We start from the raw sequence: 23,382 nt of genomic DNA, 5'->3' as shown, positions 1-23,382 counted from the left end.
ATGTTATGGAATACTTTCCCTACGTCATTGTCTCACATAACTATGTATTACAAGAAAATTTTCTCAAGTCTGCAATTTAATTCATGTAGTACACTATTTATATAGTCATTCTTTAACTTGGTGTACATTTTACTCCGCATTAACGGGCAGTAAATCCCACCTCAAAATTGGGCGAATGCGAGGAAGTTAGGTGGGAGATAACTGCCCGTAAAAGCCCGATTGGTGAGGGCTAATAATCAGTGGGTTATGGAAAAAAAAACCACTGATTAAAGTTTCACTTTATTTCATTAATCTACTTTTCAACATTTTAAATTAGGAGATGAGATGTGTATGTGTGGAATTACAGGTTGGGTAAATTGGAATAAGGATCTTTCCAATGAACATGTTATTTTAGAAAAGATGGCAAATAGTATCCAGCATCGCGGTCCGGATGCTGAAGGATTTTGGTTTTCACCTCGTGCGGCCTTTGCACACCGTCGGTTAATCGTAATTGATCCAGAAGGCGGGACACAACCAAAAACATTTCGTGCTGGTGATTATACGTATGCTCTTACTTATAATGGAGAAATTTATAATTTCCGCGAGCTTAGAGAGCAACTTCAAAAATGTGGTCATGCATTTGAAACACATTCGGATACAGAGGTGTTACTACATGCTTATTTAGAATGGAAAGAAGACTGCGTACAACATTTAAACGGAATTTTCGCTTTCGCTTTATGGGATGATCAGAAGCAACAATTATTTTTAGCACGTGATCATTTAGGCGTAAAGCCACTCTTTTATACTGAAAGAAATGACAGCATTATTTTCGGATCTGAAATAAAAGCACTATTAGCGCATCCATCTGTCCCTGCTGAAATTGATGCGGATGGCATAAACGAAATATTTGGATTAGGATTATTTCGAACTCCAGGATGTGGCGTCTTTAAACATATTCAAGAAGTGCGTGCTGGACATTCTATAACGTTTACACGTGATAAAAAAGTAGTTAAGAAATATTGGAATTTAGAAAGTAAAGTTCATACAGACTCTACTGAAGATACATCATCACATATTTTATCTATTTTACAAGATACAGTAAAAAGACAATTAATTGCCGATGTTCCTCTCGTTTGTATGTTATCAGGAGGATTAGATTCTAGCGGTATTACTGCACTAGCGGGTAAAGAGTTTGCAGCGGAAAATAAAACACTTCATACGTATTCCGTTGACTTTGTAAATAGTGCAAAAGATTTCGAGCTGACATTTGCTCGCACTGGTTTAGACGCTCCTTGGGTAAAACGTGTTTCCGAACATGTAGGGACATCTCATCATGACATTATTGTGAATGCTGAAGAATTAGCAAATCACTTATTCGTCCCTCTCCGTGCAAAAGATTTACCGAGTGCTGGCGAAATGGAAACTTCACTATATTTACTATTTTGCGAAATGAAAAAAGATGCAACTGTAGCTTTATCCGGCGAATCTGCTGATGAAGTATTCGGTGGTTACCCTTGGTTTCATCAAGAGGATTTACTATTTGTCGATAAATTTCCTTGGCTAACAAATTGGAAAAACACTTCCCCTCTTCTACTAAATGAAGTAAATAACCAATGCAACTTAGAAAACTATATTGATACACGCTTCCAAGAAGCGATTCTTGAAGTACCTACTCTTGAAGGGGAAAGTAAAAAAGCCGCGAAACAACGCCAAATGTTTTATTTATTTTTAACGAGATTTCTCCCGTTCTTACTTGATCGTAAAGATCGTATGAGTATGGCTGTAGGCTTTGAAGTACGTGTACCGTTTTGCGATTATAGATTAGTTGAATATTTATGGAACGTTCCTTTCAATATAAAAAGCATTGATAATATTGAAAAAGGCATTTTACGTAGAGCACTGCAACCTGCTTTACCTGACGATGTACGCAATAGAAGAAAAAGTGCTTACCCAACTTCACAAGATCCACATTATTTACAAACAATCCGTCATTTATCACTCGACTTGTGCAGTAATAAAAACAATCCTATTTTCTCACTTATTAATCATTCCACACTACTTGCCATTGCCGATGAAAGCAATAAAGAAATTAACAATTTTGAAGCAAGAAGTGCTATGGAATATATGCTACAAGTAAATGAATGGTTGAAAACGTATCATATTCATATTGCTTAACAAAAAGGAGTTCAAGGATAAAAACCTTGAACTCCTTTTATATTAATTAGCGCATTTTTTATTTTCAGTATCAATGGACCATCCAATAATTGTGGCACAATCTCTACCTTTCCACTGCAGTACATTTGTTAATACTGGCTCAATCTGTAAGCAACTTCCGTCGTGCAATATTTCTACTAAAGATTGATCATCATCAAATTTTCGTTTATCACACTCTAAAATACCGTCCGTTGCCATTACAATGTGATTCATTCCTTTTTCTAATCCTCTGACACCTGATGTAAAGCAAGGTGTATTTGCAGCAAAAATATTTTTCCTACCAATATATTCGTAATTCTTCCGTTTATTTAACCGCCCTTTACCATTCTTCGTTTTTTCAGAATGGAATAAATATGCGAAGCAATCACCAACTGATAGCCAATATAAAAATTCGCCTTTTCGCAAACAAATTAAGCATGCAAGTTCCTCATCATCTTGATCACATTTTTCAATAAACAATTCATCTGTAAATAACGCTAATAAGTACATATGCGTATGATGAAAAGCTAAATGTATCGGGTAAGAAAATAACTCTTTTAGTTTCTCTTTTCTTGCTGAAATTGCTTCTATTATATAATCAATATTTTTTGTTTTGTGGTGTGTATCAAAAATCATAACAAATTCAAATTGTAATTCAGGATCCCACCAAGCAAGTACCGCATCTCCTCGTTCATATGCATCACTCTCTTGATTTCCCCCATATACGCCGACTGAAAGAGGACCACATTTTTCAACATGTATTTCATCTACATACATCTGTTCATGACTCATCCATTTGAATGTATTCACAGCTATCATCCTCTCTCTTGCTAAATGTATACCTTTACACATAGATTACCTTATATTTCAATAAAAATAAACTTTTTCAACATTTTTTATCCAAATAAAAGGATTTTATTTCTGTGTTCACGAATATATCTTACTATACGATATAAAAATAGGGGGATTTATCATTATGAAAGACATCAATCAACATTGGGAGAGCATTTATTATCACTTACGATATGAGTATGAGGACAACCTTTCTCACCAAGCCATTCGTATTTTACAACTTATTTCTCGTGAGAAAGATATAACAATTGGAAAAGTCGCTACTGAGCTTAGTCTCTCTCATAACACAGCATCAGAACACGTAAAGCGCCTTATTCAAAAAGGATTTATCATGAAAGAAAGAAACAAACAAGATGAAAGGGTCGTAAACCTTACTTTAACGAAAGAAGGCATTGAAGGATTAGAAAAGCATACTTTACTAGATAAAGAAAAGATAAAAATATTAGAATCACAGTTATCAAAAGAAGAACAACAATTAATTGAAAAAGCCTTTTCGTTATTAGCGAAGGAGGCAAAATATGCATTTCCTCGTTAAAGTAATCGTTTCTGCACTTATTATTGGCGTTATTACTGAAGTCGCTAAACATTATAGTACGATAGGCGGCTTTATTGCTGCCCTTCCTCTCGTTAGTTTACTGAGCCTATTTTGGATTTCTTTAGAAGGCGGGAACAAACAAGAATTAAGTCAATTTGCTATAGGCGTATTATATGGATTTCCTGCATCCGCACTACTACTATTTATCGTCTATATTGGTCTAAAAAACTCATTTTCACTTAGTACATCTGTCCTGTTTGGTATAGGTGTTTGGTGTATCGTTTTTGCTTGTCAAAAATTATTTCAAGCTTAGTTAGGAGGGTTTATTATTTATAAATTTGTAGAGGTATTGGAGCAAACTATAGAAGTATATACAAAAGGAAGTAGTAAACAAACGGTAGTTATTCAGACCGGAATGAGTTGCTCATTTTATGATTGGCTCCCTATTATAGAAAAACTTTCACAATATTTTACAGTCATTTCATACCATCGCCCAGGTTACGGAAAAAGTGAACTAGGAAATTATTCGCGTACTACAAGACAAGCGACAAACGAACTTCATATGTTACTACATGAACTTGCTATTCACGAGCCTATCATTTTAATCGGTCATTCCTATGGAGGCTTATGTGCACAACATTTTGCTATGTTACATGAAGATAAGCTGCAAGCACTTATTTTAGTTGATTCTACTTCTATGAACTTACACCGATTAGATGAACTGCATTTACCAATTTCTGATCAAACGGATTCGGATGATATGTGGCTTCAAAAATATATTACATACTCCAAAATGGATATAGACATGCTTAATAATGAACTAAAACCTATACTCGTTGATCAATCAAGACAGTACATTGAATTTTCTACCTCCCCTCTATTATATAAAGCGACAGCTTCTGAACTATGTGAGTGGAAAAATTGTGCCCGCTCAATAAAAGAGCTACATAAAACATTAAAAACACCTTTAATCGTTATCGGTAGAGACCCTCAATATTCTATTACTCAGTTGACTGAGGATGGCATGCCAAAAGAGGAAGCAACACAACTAGAAACAATGTGGCAAGAACTGATTCATGAACAATTACAACTCTCAATAAATAGCCAATATATACTTGCCGAACATGCTGGTCACGGAATTGAAAATACTCGACCAGATATTATTATTGAAGCAATTCACTCCTTGCAAATAAAAAAAGGAAGCAACTAACGCTGCTTCCTTACTTATCTATTCATAATCTTCTTCATCATCGATTTCTTCATAATACGAATTCCCATTACTTACATATATAGGGCCATTCGCAACGTCAATACGTAATACCCATGCCCATGGCACAGCTAAACGCTTATGTATTGCTCGCCAAAAGCTCATTGATTTTCTCTCGTACTCCTGGAACTCCTGAAGTAACTCTTTGTAGGAGGAACCGTCTAACTGAATATTTGCTTCTAACAAACGAGAATGGGCATAGTACTGCAGCTCTAGTTCAGCAGCAATTTCCATTTCTTCTTCCGTTGCCATACCAATAATTGTTCCATCTGCTGGTGCAATTTCATATACGTTGTGAACTTCAATAAGCCCTTCTTTCTCTTTCTCAAACATGTAAACAGCCTCCTTTAACACATAATTTTTATGTTACAAAGTCATACTTCTACAATAACTTCTCCCTTTCCTCTTTTTTTGATAAACTTTTACAAATTATTTATCTGATAATCTGTAGACTGTATTCTTTCAGCAGAACTAAAACAATTATTATCAAAAGTTAATTTATACACGTCAGGCATATGAAGGGTTTTCCAAAACTGAAAATCATATTTCGAGTCAAAATAATTCATTAGTAACACCATAATATTTCCATGAGTACCTATTACAATATTCTTATTTTCATATTTTTTTAATATATTTTGCATACATATTACAGCACGCCTTTGCGCTACATCATTCGATTCTCCGCCTTCGTGTGCAAAATCCCAATCTTCCCACACTTTTTGGACCGCATCATTAAAATCTGTTACTGGCTCTTTACTTAATAACCTTTCTCGTAAATCTTCTTCTATTTGTATCGATACATTATATGTATTTGCAATTCCTTGTACCGTTTGAATCGCTCTTTTATACGGACTAGAAATCACAACATCAATATGCTTATCTTTTAATAAGCGTGTTACATTCTCTACATCTAAGTGCCCTTTTTCAGATAAGGGACGTACCCTTTCGTCTTTTGTATATATAGAGTGAGCATGGCGAACAAAATATATTGTCGTCATTCATTCCCCCTTTTCTGTTTCTATCCAAATTCAATACATTACCATCAAATCCCTTTACCTTTATAATAAGTGCTGTCAAATTTGAATGTTGATTTTCATATTAATAAAAGGGAAACACCTCTATGGTATTTCCCTCATTTAAAATAGATTACATTCAATTAAATACTTTATCAATTTTATTTCTGTCGTATTCTAATATCCAATCATTATATGTATGATAAATATCTCTAATTGTATTAGGAGAGGTAGCTAATACATCACAACCCCTATCATCATAAACGTGAAATATAGTATTCTTGTTAATATTTATGAAATACACCCTATGAAAAATACGCGGTTTTATTCCCATATCTTGATTACAAATTGCTTTTAGCATAGGAATGTATTTCAAGTCTGAAACTTTACATTTCAAAGTATATCTATGAGTTTTATATACCCCGTCTCCATCGTCTTCTGGAAAAATATAAGGGATTGTATTTTTCTGTAACTTAAACAAAACGGACTTCTCTTTTACATACTTAGAAAAGATATTCAATTTGTGTTTGAAAATTTCACCGTCTGCATAGTCATTTACATCCACTACGATATAAATATCATCTTCTGTTGCATGTAAAGACTGAAATAAAGTAATCGCTCTATTATAAACGCCTTCTAAATATGGGCAGTTTTCATAAATGTTATTGCAATCATAGTTCACACCTAATCTAAAGCGAATACCAATATCCCCATTATAAAATAGAGGTGGTCTAAGTTCTAAATTTGGAAACGTTTCAAGCATATACTCATTCAACCTCATCTCAACACCTACCTTTAATAGCACCTTGTTTACATAATAAAATTATTCTATTATAATTTATTTTTGAATTCCTCACTTGTTATAATGTCTCGAATAAAATAATCTACATTATTTCTCAGCTTTTGATATGCAACTTGATCTTCTATATCGTTAAACATAATGACAACTTCTACTTTATTCCCTTTCTTATTTGTAGTATACAAGCTTTTTGTCAATACGAATGCGGTAGAACCACCTTTTTGACCAGCATATTCGAACTTACTATTTTTAACTGTTCCTTTGAAAATGTTCTCGATTTCTTCTTGCATTGATTTTGGAAAATAATTTCTACTATTTATTTTTTCCATTATACTCATATAATCTTTAGCGTTTGCACTCACTAATCGATCTGACCAAATTCGCTGAAATTCCATATCTACCTTTAATGGAATATCCCGTTTTTTCCATTCTTCTTCATCTTTCATCCATTCATGAATTTGTAATACATGTTTATTATACTCATCCTTTGACATGTTACGTATCATTTCTAATGATCGATTTTCTGGCTCATGAATCTCTTTTTCTACATACCCTCTCATATATAGTGAAGCAGTATACGAAGAGAATTTGTCATGACTAGTAAGCTCTAATTCTTTTATACTTTCATTTACCCTTTCTATTCCAAGCTTATCTAACAAATATGTTGTATTTGCATTAGAACTATAATGAATCATCCCTTTAGCGACTTCTTCTAAAGCGATCTGTCCATTTTTCACTAACTCTCTCGCTTTGGCATCTTCTAACCAGTCAGGATGCGCTCCACCATCAGTGTTTTTAACGTAATATTTTTCTAACTCCTGCAATGAAATTTGTTCATCCCGACTTATTTTTCCTTCTGACACTTGCTTAGCAAATTCAACTGCTATTACAATTTTGGCCATACTCGCTAATGGCAATTTTACATCTTCATTTATAGATGTTACTACTTCCCCATTTTTTCTAATTAGTAATGAACATGTTTTATCACCTTTATGCTCTTTTATGTACTGTAATACGTAATTAGGATCTTCTTTTGACAAATAGTACTTCATAATAAAAAAGAAAGCTATAGCGGCTACTATAATAATTCCTGCAACAATTCCTATAATCTTTAATATGTTCACAATATGCCCCCCTTTACTAAGTTCCCTACTATATAATTATAACGAATCTAATTACAAAATTATACAAAATAGAGTAACTCTTCCTAAAAAAAGAAAGAGTTACTCTATTTCACATGATGTTATTTGTCCATTTAACGTAACAACTATATTTGAGTCGTCACTTTCTTTAATGCTATTTAGTCGATTTGAGTTAGGAGGACCAATTACAACTGACTCCTTAATTGGCGAAAGATCCTTTCCCAATTTTTCTGCACTTACACCGTATGCAGATTGAAATACTTCTGGCGGTGTTAATCTAAGTATGTCTGATCCTTCTGCTGTTTCAAACTGATCGTTATTGAAGAACAAATGTAATTGTACTTCTTCTGTTATCGCTGTAATCCAATGCCACCATCCCATTGGAATAAAGACGGTTTGCCCCGCTTTTACATGATAATTTTGCAATTGATTCGTTTCCGGATTTAAGATAGATGTAATTGCTTCTCCTGATACAACAACATCTAATTCCCACGCATTCGGATGCCAATGTGGTTCCCGCATGTGCCCTTTTGTCATAAATAAATCGACAAACGCTTCACCGATCATTGCTGGTAACTGCGTTGACGTAATTTCATAGGCAACGTTTTTCTCATCTCTTTTAAAAAAGATGTTTTTTCTCGAATCAAAGAAAAGGTTTGGAGTTCCTGAACTTTTCTTTAAATTTTTATTATCTGGAACATAACCTGAACTACTCATTTTATCCCTCTTTTCCACTCCGAACATTTCCATCTTCACACTGTATCGTATGGAAAAAATGTATGAATGTGCCTAATCATTCACATAACAAAAAAACATGCCTTCATGATGAGAGCATGTTTTGTGATATTATTCACATTGTTTAGTTAAAAAATAAACTTTTTACTTACCATGATGTAACATTAAATCACTAAGTTCTTCTTCAATGTGATTTAATTTCGCAACGCCTTCTTTCCATTTATGAATATAACGTGAAACCCCAACAAAAAACAAAACAATAATTGTGGAAAGAATAATACCATATACGATTGCTACAGTACTCATAGTTACACTTCCTTATAATTAGTAATGTGGTTATTAGTTATATTTTTATTATAAACCTTTTTCTTTTAAAATACTTCGATTTCAACTTTTTGTAACAAAATTGACTTTTCTAATATTTCGTTCGTAAAAATGGCATATTTTTCACAAATTATACAAAACTTCACCATATGTACTATTACCATATGAGTTATATTATTTAATAGGAAAAAGGGGATGATATACTATGACGACTTGGTTTATTGTTATGTTAGTTGTATTTGGGGCATTTAAAATTATCGTTTCTAGCCTTCCCAACTCTGTTATTGAATCCATTATTAGTAAGTACGAAACACATCCACAACTTGAAGAAGAGAATTCGACTGTTACAATCAATGGAAATAACTTAGAAGGCGAACAAAAATCCAAAATTATTCATGATTTTAACGAAGGTTTATTTTTAGATCGCTATTATGCACCACCTCACAATGAGGGCACGCCTTTAATTATCAATGCAAAACGTGGTAAAAAAGATTTTACATTTTATATTTATAGTCATGAAGAGCATGTTGATGTTGTAAAGCAACATAAAAAGAAAGTAGTTGCTTATAGTTTACGCTCTAAAAACCTTCAAAATAATGATATGTTCGTGTCAGCTGATTTAGCTTAATACCCATATATAAAAGGAATCCATGACATATGGATTCCTTTTTACTATTCACTGAAAAATAAGTTCTGTCTTCAAACTATCTTTCGGTAACAACCATCCTTTTTGTTCTAAACTCTTCATTAATAATTCTCTTTGTTTTGTTGCAATACTTTCCTCTTTTGTTTTAAACGATACTTCTATTACGAAATCATCTTCTATTTTCCCTGTATTACTTAGTGGCCAAACTTCAATATTCGTTTTAATATTTTCAAATTCAGCTGCATACCTTTTCATTAATACAGGGCCATAAATACGAGAATTTTTGAGCATTTCTTCTCCCCAATTCGTATACAACCATTTGTTCATTTTCCCTGGCAACTTTTCTATTAACATGTTTTGAGCAGCTCGTTCGTTTGGTAAATCAAGTACGCCATACCCTTTTGCGCTGTAACTTTTCTTATTTGAAATACTTAACGTTTTTTTCTCAAATCCCCAATCTATTTCTGCCTCATAGTTATCAGTTTTACTATCAAATCCATCCTTTTTAGCCACTTCTAGTGCATCTTGAATTACACCATTTTGAATCGGATATCTTTTTTTATATGTTAGCTCAAAATCTTTACTAAATTCTTTCTTTCGAATTCTCGCAAACCACCCTTCATTACTTAAATTTTTATTTGCCGTATCTAAAAATTGCACTTGTATTCTTTCATAATTTGTACCAGCCTGAAAATATTCTAATATCTCTTGGTTCATTTCTTTGTTGTAACCTAATACTTGTTCGGGCTTTAATAATAACTTCACTTCAAAACTAGGTGTCATCGGACTAGCAGCAAACCCTTCCTGAACGTTATAAAGGAAACAACAAAAGAAAATGCTTACGAATACAAATGCTTTTTTCATATACCTATCCCCTTTACATTTTAAATGACTTCTATACGTTCCATAGTTAGTGAATACACATTTTCATATCCTGCTATGCTAAGCTTTTTCTGTAATCGATCCGTATCCTCTTTCAAAGCGTGTACTAACACCGTATGTTCTGGTAATAATATATTTAACATCTCTTTCACATCTCTTATACTTTGGTGAACTTTATATGGAACTCGCTTCACCCTACATTCTTTACCTACAGGTTCTTTCAAAACTTTGTCTGCAAAACTCCCTTTAGCAATATGTCCAGTAAATATAATGGAATTTCGTTCTTCATATCGCAGTTGTTCATAATATAACTGCGCTCGTTTCGTTTGCATATTCGCATCACTCATTACAACTATTCCATAACTATTTTGCGTATCGATGTCATGATCCATAACGATTACGTTTCTTTTTAAACTCTCCATAAGCCCTTCAAGTTCTTCATTATTTTTGATCCAATCTTTATATACGAACATCTGTTGGAATCCATCCAAAATTTCTTGATCTACTATAATGGGAAGTTCTTTATATTTTTCATATAAATACAATACGATATCTTGCGCCCTACCAAGCGGTGGCAATGGTAGTAATGCTATTCCTTTATTTTGTGCAACTCGTTCAATTTCTGCACACAGTTCGTTTACTCTTTCATGTTGCGAAACATCCTCAGTATGATAAGCGGCATCTACGATTGCAACTTTTATATCGTCGCACAATTTCTCAGGTAAATTGGCTCGGAGTATGTTAGACTCTGCTGAATAGTCGCCAGAATAAAATACATATGTATGACTCATATCCACTAAAAACCAAACAGCCCCTAATACATGTCCACTATACCCCCATTGAAACCGTAATGTAGGAGTAATCTGTACCCATTCATTCGGATTACTAATTTCATCAATATATACATAATTTAAATCTTTAACATTTTGGTCGTTATAAGGCACATTCCATCCTTGCGTTAAATTATAGTTTCTCCATTTTTCATAATAAGCGGGAAGTTGCTCCTTCGTATAACGAGTCGTCCAAATTTTTTTCTTATATCCATACTTCGCTAATAAAGGTAAGCCCATCGTATGATCTTCATGAATATGTGATAAAAATACTGCATCTAAAAACGGTACAACTTCCCTCTCTATTTTTGGATAACTATCCTCATATGATCGATTAATACCACAATCAAATACTATTTTCGTCTCTTTATTTTTTACGAAGTAGCAAGAACGACCGTATTCTCCCGCTCCTCCCCATACTTCTATCCTCATCATGCTACCCCTTTTCGTTTTTGCTCCATATGTTGCAGAAGTAATAAACATATTGTTGTAAGTCCAACTGAAACGACAGCCATTGCCATGCCAATAGATACTTCTCCTTGTTCAAATTGAGCAAAAATAAATGTTGCTGAAGTTTCTACTGATGGAGGCAGTACGAGAAGGGATGCTACTAACTCTCTTATCGAGATTGTAAATGTCATCGCCCACCCAGCAAGAATGCCCGGTATAATAAGAGGTAATATTATTTTTCTAAAAATATAAATATAATTTCCAGAAAAAATACTTCCTGCCTGTACTAGAGAATCATCAATTTGCCCGAGCGATGCTTTTACATACTGCACCGTATAAGGTAAAAAAAGAACAACGTACGTCAAGATAACCATGACTGGTGTATTGTAAATTGACATGGGCATATAGGGTGAATTCCAAAATAAAATCAGCCCTACAACCATCACGATTCCTGGTACCATATTCGGTAACATACCGCACATATCAAGCCATTTTTCAGAGAACTTTTTCCCCTTTCGGATCATAAGCGCCAAAAAGACCCCAATCATTACAGCAATAATCGCTGTTATAAGTGAAAAGAGAAAACTGTTCCATAAAGCTTCTAATCCTGGAGAGCCAATTGTAAACAATGCTTCATAATGGCTTGTTGTAAAGTTATTTAACTGCAAACCGCCGCCTCTTAATTTTGATAATGAAGCAATCAGTATAGAAAAGTATGGGATTCCAATTGATACGATTAATAAACCAATTACATACCCCCATGCCACAACGCGCGCAAATATAGACAAAGTATACCTTTTAGATTTCACACCTTTTCCACTAACCATTGCATATGAATACTTTCGATTTAATACATTTTGCATATACCAAATGAGCATACACGCACTAAGTAATAAAGAAGATAATGCTGTTGCACTACTAAAATCAATCGGCCAACTCGAAATAAATTTATGAATCTCTGATGTTAACACATGAAATCCTATTCTTCTTCCGAATGTAGCTGGTGTTCCAAATTCAGCAATCGTCTTTACGAAAATGAGTAAAGCACCCATTACATAACTTGATACTAATAACGGCAATATTATTTTTCGTAAACGATAGAAAAATCCTCCACCATGAACTGCTGCCGCTTCTTCTTTACTACTTCCAATTTGAAGTAACGTGTTTTTCAACATGAAGTAAAGAAATGGGAATAAATGCAGACTCATAATTAAAACCATACCTCCTAGACTAAAAAACGAAGATGAAATCGTCTTTAGCATCGGGAAAAACTGTTCGAAATAGCCGTTCGGTTGCATGAACAAAATCCAGCCCATCGATCCAATATATGGCGGTGTCATAAATGGAATCATAAAAATAATATCTAACTTACTATACTTTCCAACATCTGTTTTGCTCATAATAAATGCTAATGGAAATGCAAATATGGTTGCTCCTATTACTACGAGTACACCTAGGAGCATTGAGTTTAGAAAAATCCCAGCTAATCCACCACTCTGCATCACTTCAAAAGGCTTTAAAAAATTCCAACTACTATTTTCATATACGCTAGAAAATAAAATGAGAAAAAGCGGAATGACGATTAACATCGCCACAAGTAATAACGCTACCGTCATTCCAACTTGTCTTACTGATATAAATCGATTTACCATGTAATCACCATCTTATTGAAATACTTTCTTAAATTGTTTTCCTATTTCATCTTGTTCTTTCTCAACTGTTTTCCAATCAATATTTAATACCGGAATCTCTTCTACATTCGGTCTATTTTCTGCTTTTATATCTGTTCTGCCTGGTAATAAATACGCTTTAGCAACTTGTTTTTGCACATCATCTGATAATAAATAATCAATAAACTCTTTTGCACCTTCTACATGTTTACTATCCTTCATAATACCTGCTGCACGCGGGCTAATAACTGTTCCGCTTTTTGGATACACAATATCAACCGGTTCACCCTTTGCTTTTGCGCTGTACGTCATATAATCAACACCCGCAATTACCATGTCTTTCGCACCTGTTACTACTGGATCTAACGCTTCTTGGTTTGCACCTGCTACTGTTACTTCATTTTTCTTAAGCTGTTCAAATAAATTCCATCCATCTTTCCCATTCTTTTTCACATACCCTGTTACAAAGTCTAATGCTGAGCCTGATAGTGCTGGATCTGGAAGATTCACTTTTCCTTTCCATTCCGCTTTTGTTATATCGCTCCAATCTTCAGGCGCTGTCTTCACATTTTTTGTGTTATACACAATTCCTAATGCTGAAGCACTATATCCAAAATAATGTCCTTTATCATCCGACCATTCAGAACGAAGCTTATCAGCTTGTTTCGCTTCTTTATAAGCTAACGTTTGCCCATCCTTTTTTAATCCTTCCATCGCTGGTAAAGATGCAAGTACGACTACGTCAACGACTGGATTTTTCTTTTCAGCTTCCATTCTCGCTAAAATCTTACCTGTTGTTCCTTGAAACATTTCTACTTTTATACCTGTTTTCTTTTCAAAGTCCTTTTGTATTTTTTCTGCTAATCCTTTTGGCCCCGCACTATATACAACAATTTTCTTTTCATTCGCATTTTTATTTTTGGCATCTGCACTACCTGTCTTTGAACTACACCCTGTTACTACAGCAGAAAATAATAACGTACATACAAATAAAGACTTAAGCGAACTGAATTTCTTCATACGATTCTCCCCCTATATGATGAATATATTTTTTTGGCACATATAACGATACTGGTTTACCGATGCTTAATTTACTATTGTGATAAGCTGTCCATATTCCAAGTGCACCCATGTTTACTTTCATTTCATACCGTTCTCCTACATATGTAACGTGCTGAATTTCACCTGTATACATTTCACACACTTCATTTTTCGTCCAGCTCACATGCTCTGGACGAATCATTTGTTTACCCTCTACAAGCCAATTTGCCTTACCAACAAATTTTGCAACAAATTCATGAGATGGCTTCACATAAATATCTTCTGGTGTTCCTTTTTGTAATACTTCTCCTTGTTTCATAACAATAATTTGATCTGACATTGACATCGCTTCTGTTTGATCGTGAGTAACATACAATGCCGTTAAACCGATCGAATGAACGATATCCATAAGCTCTAATCGCATTTCTTCTCTCAAGATTGCATCGAGTGCACTCAGCGGTTCATCAAACAAAATAAAATGCGGTTTTGTTACAATTGCTCTCGCAAATGCGACACGTTGCTGCTGTCCGCCAGAGAGTTCATGTGGATATCTTTTCTCCATCCCTTGCAGGCGAACTCGCTTTATTGCATCTTCTACTTTTTCCCGTAATTGATTCGTTTGCTTTGTAGCCCTTAAACCAAATGCAACATTTTCAAATACATTCATGTGTGGCCATAAAGCGAAATCTTGAAATACCATACCGATATTACGTTCATGAGGAGATGTTTTTATTTTTTTCGCACTAGAATACATGCACGTATCTCCGAAATATATTTCTCCTTTATCTGGTTCTTCAAGTCCTGCAATCATTCTAAGTAAAGTCGTTTTCCCGCATCCCGAAGGTCCTAAAAGTGTGGTAAATTCACCTTGTTTCATGACAATTTGTAACGGCTTTAACGCCTGCGTTTTTCCAAAATTCTTTTCTAATCCACTAATTTTAATGTCCATCGTTTCACCTCTCTCCCCTCACTCTTAACCTGCTTTCATTCTATATGGAAGATTTATACTGAATGTTAATGTACTGTAAAGATTAAATTAAAAAACTTCTAATAAACTATTTATTTCTATAGATTTTTTCTATAGTTAGAAGAAAAAGGGGCAAATTGCCATGAATCTCTTAAAATTAGAAATTGTAGTGCTTATTAAGAAATATAAAAAGCTTACGATTGTTGCAGAAAAACTTGGTGTGAAACAACCTACTATTACATTCCATATAAAAAGCTTAGAAGAGGAACTCGGTGTGTCTTTATTTGAATTACGTTCTGGAAGATATTTCTTAACAGAAGCTGGTGAGGCATTGCATCATTATGCTTGTAAAATAGATGCACTTATGAAAGAAGCTAGGCGGGTCACGCAAGAGTTTAAAGATTTTCATAAAGGCGCTATAACAATTGGCGCTAGTTATGTACCAGCGACTTATCTTTTACCAGAAATTATTCACCAATTTCAATGTGAATTTCCAAATATAAAAATAACACTTATGGTAAAAACAGCTCCTGAAATTCGAACAATGCTACAAAATCATGAAATTGATCTCGGGGTAATTTCTGCGGCACCGTTTGATGAATCACTTTTAAAACAGACGATTGTAATGCCTGATACACTTGTTCTTGTTTTCTCCAAAGAACATCCTTTTTCAAAAAAAGAAAATGTATTATTACAAGACATTGAAAAGGAACGTATATTATTGCATCGTAATCCATCTACAACGAGAGATTTACTTACAAAATGGATGTTAGCTCATAACATTACATTCCAATCCGAAATTGAATTAGATTCATTAGAAACGATGAAACAAATTTTAAAATACGGTAATGGTGTCGCTTTTATTTCTAAACTCGCTATTGAACAAGAAGTACAACGAAATGAACTATGCTACATACCTATCCCTGAATTTGAATTTCAGCGTAACATTTATACAATTCATCATGAGGACAGATGGAATTCTAAAATTATTTCTTTTTTACTACATAGCATCACTTCTTATGCAGAAAAAAGTTAAAAGGCTGTCGTTATACACGACAGCCTTTTAAACTACAACTCTATTTATTTTTCTTCGCTTCAATTCTTGCTTGTGCCTCTTCAGCCTTATCTAATGCTTCTGAAAATTTTTTCTCTTTTTCTTTCACGTCATCTATGCTATCGACAGCTTTGATAAGTTTATCAATTCCTTCTTCTTCTACTTTTCTACACTTTGCCACTCTTTCATTTACTTTTTTTTCCACATCTTTTGCTTTTTGAAGCATATTCTCTGCATTTGATGTTACAGCTGTTTCAAGTGCATCGTCCTTTTTCATTTGTAACACTACATTTGCAATATCTTTCGCTTCTAAATACTTACCGTCTTTTAATGCTGTTGCCCCGTGATCCATTCTCTCAGCAACTTCTTTATATGATTTCGCTTCATTTCCTGATTTCTCTTTTTCTGCTTTTCCAAACCACATCGTTGCATCACTATATTTTTCATCTTTCAATGATTGCATACCTGTTTCAATATATGTGTCATAGTTGCTACATCCAGCCATCACGACTAATAGAAAAAGCATAACAAAACTTAATTTTTTCATGATGTTTTCTCCTTTTCTTTGCTTGCTCACTATACTGTAACATACATGAAAAAGAGTTTCAAAAACTAAAATACTAATTTGGTCATTTTTATAATGATAAGTCGAATTTTTATTATTTTCTTATTTTTAAGCCGACACGTCCACTTGTTTTTTCGCCATATGTTGCTTTACTCCAACTAATACAACTAACAATAACCCTCCGCCTAATGTCATCATAACAATGCTAGTTGGCAACATATCTAATAATAATCCATATACAATCATACCGAGCGGTGCAATTGCAGTAGCAATTGTTTCAAGTAGGCCAAACACACGCCCTAAGTAGCTCGGATCTGTCGTCTTTTGCATATGTACTTGCATCGGAATATTTACAATCATAATTGATATACCCGTTAACATCATAAAAGCAATATAGTAAATAAAACTTGCCACTTTTGGAATCGTAACTAACAACGGGAAGACTGTACATAAACTCAAACCAGCAAACAAAAACAGTCCCGTATAAATAGAACGAAACGGATTATTCACTTCTTTACGCACTGATAAAGCAATCGCCCCCATTAACATCCCGACTGCTAACATTCCCTCTACAGTACCGAGTTGCTTTGAAGATAAATGCAATGTATGGACGATAATGTATGGAAGTGCAACGGTTAGCCCACAAGCAAAAAAGTTTACCCACAATGCTATTTTCATTAAGCTATATATTTCATGCTGTCGTTTTACATATGAAAAACCTTCTTTTATACTCGTCAAGAAATGCTCTTTACTCTCAGCCACTTCTTTTTTATATAAATCAAACACAATAAATAATTGCAAAATAACTGCTAAAAAGAATGTAATGCTATTTAACAAAAAGAACGACTTAATTGAAAAGAAACCAAATACAACTCCACCAATAATCGGCCCTAAAATATTTGATAAAGAAGCTGCCGTTTGATTTAAAGCACTCGCTTTTTGAATACGCCCCTCATCCACTAAACTCGGAATAGACGACGTTAATGCAACAGAATAAAAACTTGCACAAATTGATAATAATGCTGCTGAAATATAAATAAAAAGAAGTGATGGTCCAAATATAGTAGCAAGAATAAACATAATAAGCATCGTTAAACTACTTAATAAATCTGTACCAATGACAAGCCATTTTCGATTGACACGGTCAGCTACAGCACCTGCAATTGGACCACAGATCATCCTTGGAAGTGATCCGCAAACGAGCGTAATGGCAAACCCCATTCCTGAACCAGTTGTCTTTAGTACGTATAACCCCATTGCAAACGTATAAATACCCGCCCCTAACAAAGACGTCATCTTTCCAATCATCATTAAAATGATATTTCTCGTTGCAATCTTCATTCTTGAATCAGCTTGACCTATACTTACATCTTCCATTATGACACTCTCCCCTTAAAAGTTAAATTGTGTTAAACTTATTATATAATCAACTTTCCAATTATTACAACAAAAAGTTTAATTGTATTTAACTTTTTTGATTATAAAGGAGCTACAATATGGCAACTCTCGGAGAAAAAATTAAGGCATTACGAAAAGAAAAAAAGCTTACTCAAACAGCACTGGCAGGTTCCGAATTGACAAAAAGCATGCTTAGTCAAATTGAAAATGGAAAAGCTACACCTTCTATGAAAACATTACAATATATTGCAGAAAAACTTGAATGTGAAACGAGTTTTTTATTAGAAGAAGATGATGTAGAAATTGTAGCACTCATTCAAAAAATGGAGCCATTAATAAAAGCAAATAAATGCGATGAAGTATATGAGACTTTACTACCTATCGTTCAAAAAGAACTACCTCTTACTTTAAATACAGCACGTTTATATAAACAGTTCATAACTGGAGCGGCTATTATGAACGATTATAATATCGAATATTACGTTGAAAAAGCTGTTTCTATATTTGAAAAATATACTTTGTATCGCGAAAGTACTGAAACGAAACTACTGTTTTACTATATGCTCTACAAACGGAAAAAATATAAAGAATGTTTACAGTTGATTACCAGAATTCGCGATGAATATAAAACGAAGAATTTAGAAATGGATCTTATTACACATATACAATTATATTTAAAAGAAGCAATTATTTTACTCGCATATGGTAATTATGAAAAATGTGAAAAAGTCATTTTAGATGCACTTGCATTTTCAAAAAAACATCAAGTGTATTATAAAACAGATGAATTTTACCGTATTTTATCTTATCAAAAAATCATTACAACTGATAAAGAAAGATATTTATATTACATAAAAAAATCTGAGCAATTTGCCATTTTTACAGAAGATACTTTATCTGTTGCAAATATAGATATATTAAAAGCTTATTACTACAATACCGTTACGAATGAATATACAATTGCATTAGCACATTTAGAACAATTCCGAGAAAAACTAAAAGATGTACCAATTTTTCAAGACGATGGACTGTATTATCTTGAAAAAGGAAAATCTCTGTATGGTTTAAAACATTACAAGGAAGCTTTAGAAGTATTAGATCGTGCTATCATACCGGATTATATGAGTCATCCACTTGATCAATCGTGGTTATTAACAGCTGGATCTTATCGTGCCCTTTGCTATATAGAACTTCAAGATAAAAAATCTGCCTTGAAAGAAGCAAAAGAAGCAGTTCAAGCGATAAATAGCTATCCTGATTCCATCTTCTCTTCATTTATTAAAGAAACATTACAAATAATACAAAAACTTTAAGAATGTCTCTAAATGGTATATTATTCCTCTTTTTTAGCAAAGATAATAATGATGGGAGGAATATAAATGAATATTCAACGTGCAAAAGAGCTTTCTGTGTCAGCGGAGCAAGCTAATGTTAGTTTTCAAGGCATGCCTGTTACGATTCAACACGTCGACGAAAGCAACGAAACCGCCCGCATATATGAAGTAAAAAATCCAGGACGCGAATTAACGGTTCCAGTTAATAGCTTAGAGGAAATATAAAAAATGCCACTTCGATTTTGAAGTGGCATTTTCTTTTATTATATATTGCATCACTAGTTTTTCGTTTTTAATAAACCGTACAACCCTATACAAATTACAATGAGACCTACTATGCCAAAAAACAGTTTTTCAAATAAATCTCTTGTTTCATGACTCCTCACATCTGCTATACTTTTGTTTTGTCTTTCAATTTCATTTTGCTCTGCTTCTACTCGCTCTCCATACACTAACAAACGATATTTGCTTGATGTATATGGTTCACACGTAAGTAATGTAACTTTATCTTTTCCTTTTATTACATTTAATTTATCAACTTGATTAGGATTAATAATCTCACGGCCAACTACTTTATACTCTTGCTGCTTTCCAAATACCTTTACATAGAATAAGTCTCCATCAGTTAACCAATCAAGATGGCGAAACATCTTTGCCCCATGATAACCTCGATGCCCTGCTAAAACAGCATGTGTATCTTTCCCACCAATTGGTAATGAAGTCCCTTCGATTTGCCCTATCCCTTTACTTAAGTTTTCTTGACTCGCCCCTAAGTAAATTGGCAACTCCTCATTTATTTTTGGAATAGAAACTGTACCAAATATCTCATCTTTATTTATAAAATTTAACGATTCCTTATTTACTTCAGCATCCTGAACAAATGGATCATTTATTTTGAAAGCAACTCTTCCTAACAAACTATTATATGTTTCCATCTTCTGAAATTTCTCATTAACATCTTCTACTTTTAAATTATCAACCACTTTTTCGTAACGGATTACTCTCGTTTTATATACAGAATTGTTTATAAAATTAGCAACCAATGGATATAGAAATAGAGATAAACCTGCAAGGAACAATACTAAACTTATGAATCCTCTTCTCACACACTCACCACACAATACATACTATTTTCGTTTTTTTAAATAGATTGTTAGAAGGACAATGCAAATAATACCAATAGGAAAAACGATCATCCAATCTTCTAAAATGAAAGGTTTTGTAATCATTTCTTTTTCTTCAGCATCATATGGAACACGGTGTCCTCTCACTAGTAACCTATGCGTGTTCACTCCATAAGGGGTACACGTAATTAATGTTGCGTAATCTTGTCCTTGTACAACTAATAAATCTTCTGTCTCATTTGGTAACACAACTTTTATTTGATCTACCTGATAGGCAAGCACTTTATCTAATGTATGAATATAAAATATATCTTTCTTTTCAATTTTGTCTAAATGAGTAAACATTAGCGCTGAAGGTAAACCGCGATGTCCCGTTAAAACTGTATGCGTATTTTCTCCCCCTATTGGTAATGAGGTTTCATTCAACTGACCAATCCCACGGCTTAACACTTCTTCTGTTGTCCCTTGATAAATTGGAAGGTTTACATCAATTTTTGGGATTTCAATATACCCCATAACATCACCAACATTTAACATATCCACAGTAGAACTTTTACGTTCACCATCCTTTTCCCGAAAAGGATCTGAAAATGTTTGCGTCGTATTTTGTACCTTCTTATTATACTCTCGTGCTTCCGTTTCTTTACGATCAATCTCTTCCTGCTCCAGCCCCTTTATCGCTTCATCATACGTACTTACTTCTGAATAATGTGTTCTTGTTGCAAACCAATTGCTTACAGTTGGATAGAGAAATATACTTAATCCTAGTAAAAAAATACTTCCAAAAATTATATTTCGTTTCATAATAGCCTCTTTCACTACGGATAAAATGTGGAAAAGAGGAAAGCAATATGCCTTTCCTCTTTTCTAGACTCAATTATTATAAACATATAAATTAAGAATTTTTTACAGGTTTTTTTCTAAAGAAAATAAATGTTGCTACCGCCATTAGTATAAGGCCCACTACTGTGAAGAGAATTGTACCCATACCACCTGTTGCTGGAATAATCCAACCGCTCTTATTATTCTCAACTTGTAGCTCTATTTTTTGGTGTTTTTCATCAATTGTAATATCAATCGGATCTCTTAACTTTTGATAGTGTTCGACTGCACCGTCTTTATCTTTATACTTTGGTGCTTCCGTCTCAACAATTTGATATTCACCGTACGGTATTTCATTCCATGTAATAATACCATTTGCATCTGTTATATCATTCATTTCTTTCCCATTAACTTTTATAACATTACCTTTTTTATCTTGTAATTGGAACTTCGCACCTTCTAATTTAAGCGTCTTATCCTTACCATCAACTTTTTCAATTTTAATATTTCCCGTTGTCGGTGTGACCACCACTTCATTAGATGGCTTTCCATCTTTTTCTGATGAAACATCATCTTTGTTTACAAAATCAAGTACTGCTTTGTTTGGAATTTTCACTCCAGATTCAACATCACTTTTAATTTTTGCAGTAATTTGTAAATGAAGCTCTTTTCCATTTATTTTTGAAAAATCTTCAATCGTAGCGGTTACTTTTTGGCCTTCTACAACTACTTTTACACTATCATCTTCAACTTTCTTTCCATCAACCATAACAATTGGTAGGCCTTTTATTTCCAAGCGATCATCTAAAATATCTGTTACAACATATTTTTTATATGATTGAATATCTTCAGGAAGTAGTGTTTTAATATCATACGTATAATCTGTCTCTTTATTAATTCCAGCTACTTTTGAACCGTTATTTATACTTTTAGTAATGGTAGGTTCTTTATAGTTCTTTATATCATCCAGCTTAACTACTTCACCAGATTCCTTAATAGAGAAAGGACGCTCCTCTTTACTAGTTAAATAACCTGTTGGAGCCTTATGCTCAATAAAATAATAATAATCCCCATATTCTAGCGAATCTACACGAACTTTACCATCTTCACCTGTTACTAATGAACTCGGTGTCTTAACTTGTGTACTTGTTCCATCTTTATTTTTTTTAAACAAATGGAACTCTGCATCTTTTAATACTTTACCGGCTTCACCTTTTTTTACGAATTCTACTGAACCACGTTTTGTTTCATTTTTAGGGTAAATATGAACATCGTAATTTAAATCTTTACCGTCTGCACTCGTCATTGGAATATCGACAATAAAAGTAGTCTTATCCAACGCAATATGTTTTGGACCTTCAATTGCTTTTACTTCATAACGTCCTAGCGGAAGATCTGTAAAAACAGCTTCCCCTTTTGCGTTTGTTACCTTTGTTATTGCAGCGTCTTTTACTGGTTTTGCATCTTCTTTTATAACAGTTCCATCATTTGAAATTTTTTCAAATGACTCAATTCGTTTAATTTCAAAAGTTACACCTTCTAAAGGCTTTACATCCTCTGGAACAACTTGTCCTTCTTTCCCATTACCTTCTGTATTAGTTTTAGAATCTTTACTTTGTTCAAATTTGTGAATCGTTAAAGTACCTGTACTCCTAGATTCCGCACTAACAATTATGTTAGATAACGTTGAAAAAGCTAACATACAGATTAAAAATAAACTAAAAATCTTTTTCATTGTCGTCCACTCCCTATCATTTTCA

26 protein-coding genes are annotated in these 23,382 nt (G+C 33.6%); 8 read left to right on the top strand and 18 right to left on the bottom strand.

Annotation, left to right across the window (positions count from 1 at the left end):
• Positions 1 to 330 precede the first annotated feature (330 nt).
• Positions 331 to 2,154, top strand: a complete 1,824-nt coding sequence (gene asnB / locus AC1Q8N_RS17890; protein ID WP_048543353.1) for an asparagine synthase (glutamine-hydrolyzing) — start codon at positions 331 to 333, stop codon at positions 2,152 to 2,154.
• Positions 2,155 to 2,196: 42 nt separating this feature from the next.
• Here asnB and AC1Q8N_RS17885 read toward each other — a convergent pair whose 3' ends face one another.
• Positions 2,197 to 3,024: a PP2C family serine/threonine-protein phosphatase gene (locus tag AC1Q8N_RS17885; RefSeq protein WP_088062938.1), complete on the bottom strand. Its 828-nt coding sequence runs from the start codon at positions 3,022 to 3,024 to the stop codon at positions 2,197 to 2,199.
• 124 nt (positions 3,025 to 3,148) lie between these two features.
• Between AC1Q8N_RS17885 and AC1Q8N_RS17880 the strand changes: the two genes are divergently transcribed.
• From AC1Q8N_RS17880 to AC1Q8N_RS17870, 3 genes are read left to right on the top strand one after another with little or no spacing between them, the layout of a single operon-like run.
• Positions 3,149 to 3,559 carry a MarR family winged helix-turn-helix transcriptional regulator gene (locus AC1Q8N_RS17880; RefSeq protein ID WP_098080206.1) on the top strand — a complete coding sequence of 137 codons (411 nt, stop codon included), beginning with the start codon at positions 3,149 to 3,151 and terminating at the stop codon, positions 3,557 to 3,559.
• The gene (locus AC1Q8N_RS17875; protein ID WP_000545644.1) at positions 3,543 to 3,872 is read left to right on the top strand and encodes a DUF3147 family protein; all 330 of its coding nucleotides are present in this window, start codon (positions 3,543 to 3,545) and stop codon (positions 3,870 to 3,872) included. Before AC1Q8N_RS17880 ends, AC1Q8N_RS17875 begins: the two co-directional genes overlap by 17 nt.
• A gap of 36 nt (positions 3,873 to 3,908) precedes the next feature.
• On the top strand, positions 3,909 to 4,769 hold the full coding sequence (locus tag AC1Q8N_RS17870; protein WP_141520073.1) for an alpha/beta hydrolase: 861 nt from the start codon (positions 3,909 to 3,911) through the stop codon (positions 4,767 to 4,769).
• Between the two features lie 18 nt (positions 4,770 to 4,787).
• Here AC1Q8N_RS17870 and AC1Q8N_RS17865 read toward each other — a convergent pair whose 3' ends face one another.
• From AC1Q8N_RS17865 to AC1Q8N_RS17835, 7 genes are all read right to left on the bottom strand, one after another.
• On the bottom strand, positions 4,788 to 5,159 hold the full coding sequence (locus tag AC1Q8N_RS17865) for a hypothetical protein (protein WP_000461767.1): 372 nt from the start codon (positions 5,157 to 5,159) through the stop codon (positions 4,788 to 4,790).
• 89 nt (positions 5,160 to 5,248) lie between these two features.
• Positions 5,249 to 5,824 carry a histidine phosphatase family protein gene (locus AC1Q8N_RS17860; RefSeq protein ID WP_098068123.1) on the bottom strand — a complete coding sequence of 192 codons (576 nt, stop codon included), beginning with the start codon at positions 5,822 to 5,824 and terminating at the stop codon, positions 5,249 to 5,251.
• Between the two features lie 154 nt (positions 5,825 to 5,978).
• Positions 5,979 to 6,620 carry a DUF3885 domain-containing protein gene (locus tag AC1Q8N_RS17855; RefSeq protein ID WP_098080204.1) on the bottom strand — a complete coding sequence of 214 codons (642 nt, stop codon included), beginning with the start codon at positions 6,618 to 6,620 and terminating at the stop codon, positions 5,979 to 5,981.
• Positions 6,621 to 6,670: 50 nt separating this feature from the next.
• Complete coding sequence (locus tag AC1Q8N_RS17850; RefSeq protein WP_098080203.1) at positions 6,671 to 7,762, bottom strand: serine hydrolase; 1,092 nt, start codon at positions 7,760 to 7,762, stop codon at positions 6,671 to 6,673.
• Between the two features lie 99 nt (positions 7,763 to 7,861).
• Positions 7,862 to 8,497, bottom strand: coding sequence for a cupin domain-containing protein (locus tag AC1Q8N_RS17845; RefSeq protein WP_098080202.1), 636 nt, complete (start codon positions 8,495 to 8,497; stop codon positions 7,862 to 7,864).
• 162 nt (positions 8,498 to 8,659) lie between these two features.
• The gene (locus AC1Q8N_RS17840) at positions 8,660 to 8,821 is read right to left on the bottom strand and encodes a hypothetical protein (protein ID WP_000108701.1); all 162 of its coding nucleotides are present in this window, start codon (positions 8,819 to 8,821) and stop codon (positions 8,660 to 8,662) included.
• Positions 8,822 to 8,886: 65 nt separating this feature from the next.
• Positions 8,887 to 9,003: a hypothetical protein gene (locus tag AC1Q8N_RS17835; RefSeq protein ID WP_002011946.1), complete on the bottom strand. Its 117-nt coding sequence runs from the start codon at positions 9,001 to 9,003 to the stop codon at positions 8,887 to 8,889.
• Positions 9,004 to 9,044: 41 nt separating this feature from the next.
• Between AC1Q8N_RS17835 and AC1Q8N_RS17830 the strand changes: the two genes are divergently transcribed.
• Positions 9,045 to 9,467: a YfmQ family protein gene (locus tag AC1Q8N_RS17830; protein ID WP_075310251.1), complete on the top strand. Its 423-nt coding sequence runs from the start codon at positions 9,045 to 9,047 to the stop codon at positions 9,465 to 9,467.
• Positions 9,468 to 9,515: 48 nt separating this feature from the next.
• Here the strand turns inward: AC1Q8N_RS17830 and AC1Q8N_RS17825 are convergent, their stop codons facing one another.
• The 5 genes from AC1Q8N_RS17825 to AC1Q8N_RS17805 are packed head-to-tail and all read right to left on the bottom strand — an operon-like array spanning position 9,516 to position 15,307.
• Complete coding sequence (locus tag AC1Q8N_RS17825) at positions 9,516 to 10,349, bottom strand: hypothetical protein (RefSeq protein ID WP_098080201.1); 834 nt, start codon at positions 10,347 to 10,349, stop codon at positions 9,516 to 9,518.
• 20 nt (positions 10,350 to 10,369) lie between these two features.
• Entirely contained in the window at positions 10,370 to 11,632 is a 1,263-nt protein-coding gene (locus AC1Q8N_RS17820; protein ID WP_141520072.1) for an MBL fold metallo-hydrolase, read from the bottom strand.
• The gene (locus tag AC1Q8N_RS17815) at positions 11,629 to 13,299 is read right to left on the bottom strand and encodes an ABC transporter permease (RefSeq protein ID WP_493521302.1); all 1,671 of its coding nucleotides are present in this window, start codon (positions 13,297 to 13,299) and stop codon (positions 11,629 to 11,631) included. Before AC1Q8N_RS17815 ends, AC1Q8N_RS17820 begins: the two co-directional genes overlap by 4 nt.
• Before the next feature lie 12 nt (positions 13,300 to 13,311).
• Positions 13,312 to 14,337: an ABC transporter substrate-binding protein gene (locus AC1Q8N_RS17810; RefSeq protein ID WP_098642857.1), complete on the bottom strand. Its 1,026-nt coding sequence runs from the start codon at positions 14,335 to 14,337 to the stop codon at positions 13,312 to 13,314.
• The gene (locus tag AC1Q8N_RS17805) at positions 14,315 to 15,307 is read right to left on the bottom strand and encodes an ABC transporter ATP-binding protein (RefSeq protein ID WP_000351823.1); all 993 of its coding nucleotides are present in this window, start codon (positions 15,305 to 15,307) and stop codon (positions 14,315 to 14,317) included. Before AC1Q8N_RS17805 ends, AC1Q8N_RS17810 begins: the two co-directional genes overlap by 23 nt.
• Before the next feature lie 160 nt (positions 15,308 to 15,467).
• Here AC1Q8N_RS17805 and AC1Q8N_RS17800 point away from each other — a divergent pair, with 160 nt between their 5' ends.
• The gene (locus tag AC1Q8N_RS17800; RefSeq protein WP_098080195.1) at positions 15,468 to 16,361 is read left to right on the top strand and encodes a LysR family transcriptional regulator; all 894 of its coding nucleotides are present in this window, start codon (positions 15,468 to 15,470) and stop codon (positions 16,359 to 16,361) included.
• A gap of 40 nt (positions 16,362 to 16,401) precedes the next feature.
• Here the strand turns inward: AC1Q8N_RS17800 and AC1Q8N_RS17795 are convergent, their stop codons facing one another.
• Together AC1Q8N_RS17795 and AC1Q8N_RS17790 are read right to left on the bottom strand one after the other, a co-directional pair.
• Positions 16,402 to 16,926, bottom strand: coding sequence for a hypothetical protein (locus tag AC1Q8N_RS17795; RefSeq protein WP_493521301.1), 525 nt, complete (start codon positions 16,924 to 16,926; stop codon positions 16,402 to 16,404).
• A gap of 126 nt (positions 16,927 to 17,052) precedes the next feature.
• A complete protein-coding gene (locus AC1Q8N_RS17790; protein WP_087983178.1) occupies positions 17,053 to 18,321 on the bottom strand; it encodes an MFS transporter in 1,269 nt (422 codons plus the stop codon).
• Between the two features lie 119 nt (positions 18,322 to 18,440).
• On the opposite strand from AC1Q8N_RS17790, the gene AC1Q8N_RS17785 reads away from it, so the two are divergent.
• Positions 18,441 to 19,655, top strand: coding sequence for a helix-turn-helix domain-containing protein (locus tag AC1Q8N_RS17785; protein ID WP_098080190.1), 1,215 nt, complete (start codon positions 18,441 to 18,443; stop codon positions 19,653 to 19,655).
• A 66-nt stretch (positions 19,656 to 19,721) separates the two neighbouring features.
• A complete protein-coding gene (locus AC1Q8N_RS17780; RefSeq protein WP_001025744.1) occupies positions 19,722 to 19,901 on the top strand; it encodes an H-type small acid-soluble spore protein in 180 nt (59 codons plus the stop codon).
• Between the two features lie 53 nt (positions 19,902 to 19,954).
• Here AC1Q8N_RS17780 and AC1Q8N_RS17775 read toward each other — a convergent pair whose 3' ends face one another.
• The 3 genes from AC1Q8N_RS17775 to AC1Q8N_RS17765 form a co-directional block, all read right to left on the bottom strand.
• Positions 19,955 to 20,782 carry a class C sortase gene (locus AC1Q8N_RS17775; protein ID WP_493521300.1) on the bottom strand — a complete coding sequence of 276 codons (828 nt, stop codon included), beginning with the start codon at positions 20,780 to 20,782 and terminating at the stop codon, positions 19,955 to 19,957.
• Positions 20,783 to 20,803: 21 nt separating this feature from the next.
• The gene (locus AC1Q8N_RS17770; RefSeq protein ID WP_048543371.1) at positions 20,804 to 21,604 is read right to left on the bottom strand and encodes a class C sortase; all 801 of its coding nucleotides are present in this window, start codon (positions 21,602 to 21,604) and stop codon (positions 20,804 to 20,806) included.
• 91 nt (positions 21,605 to 21,695) lie between these two features.
• A complete protein-coding gene (locus AC1Q8N_RS17765; protein WP_098068159.1) occupies positions 21,696 to 23,357 on the bottom strand; it encodes a SpaH/EbpB family LPXTG-anchored major pilin in 1,662 nt (553 codons plus the stop codon).
• Positions 23,358 to 23,382 lie beyond the last annotated feature (25 nt).

Source organism: Bacillus sp. GW823-FHT06B01, from assembly GCF_058952315.1.
The sequence above is the reverse complement of the archived record's forward strand: the minus strand, read 5'-3'. Positions and strand labels throughout refer to the sequence as shown.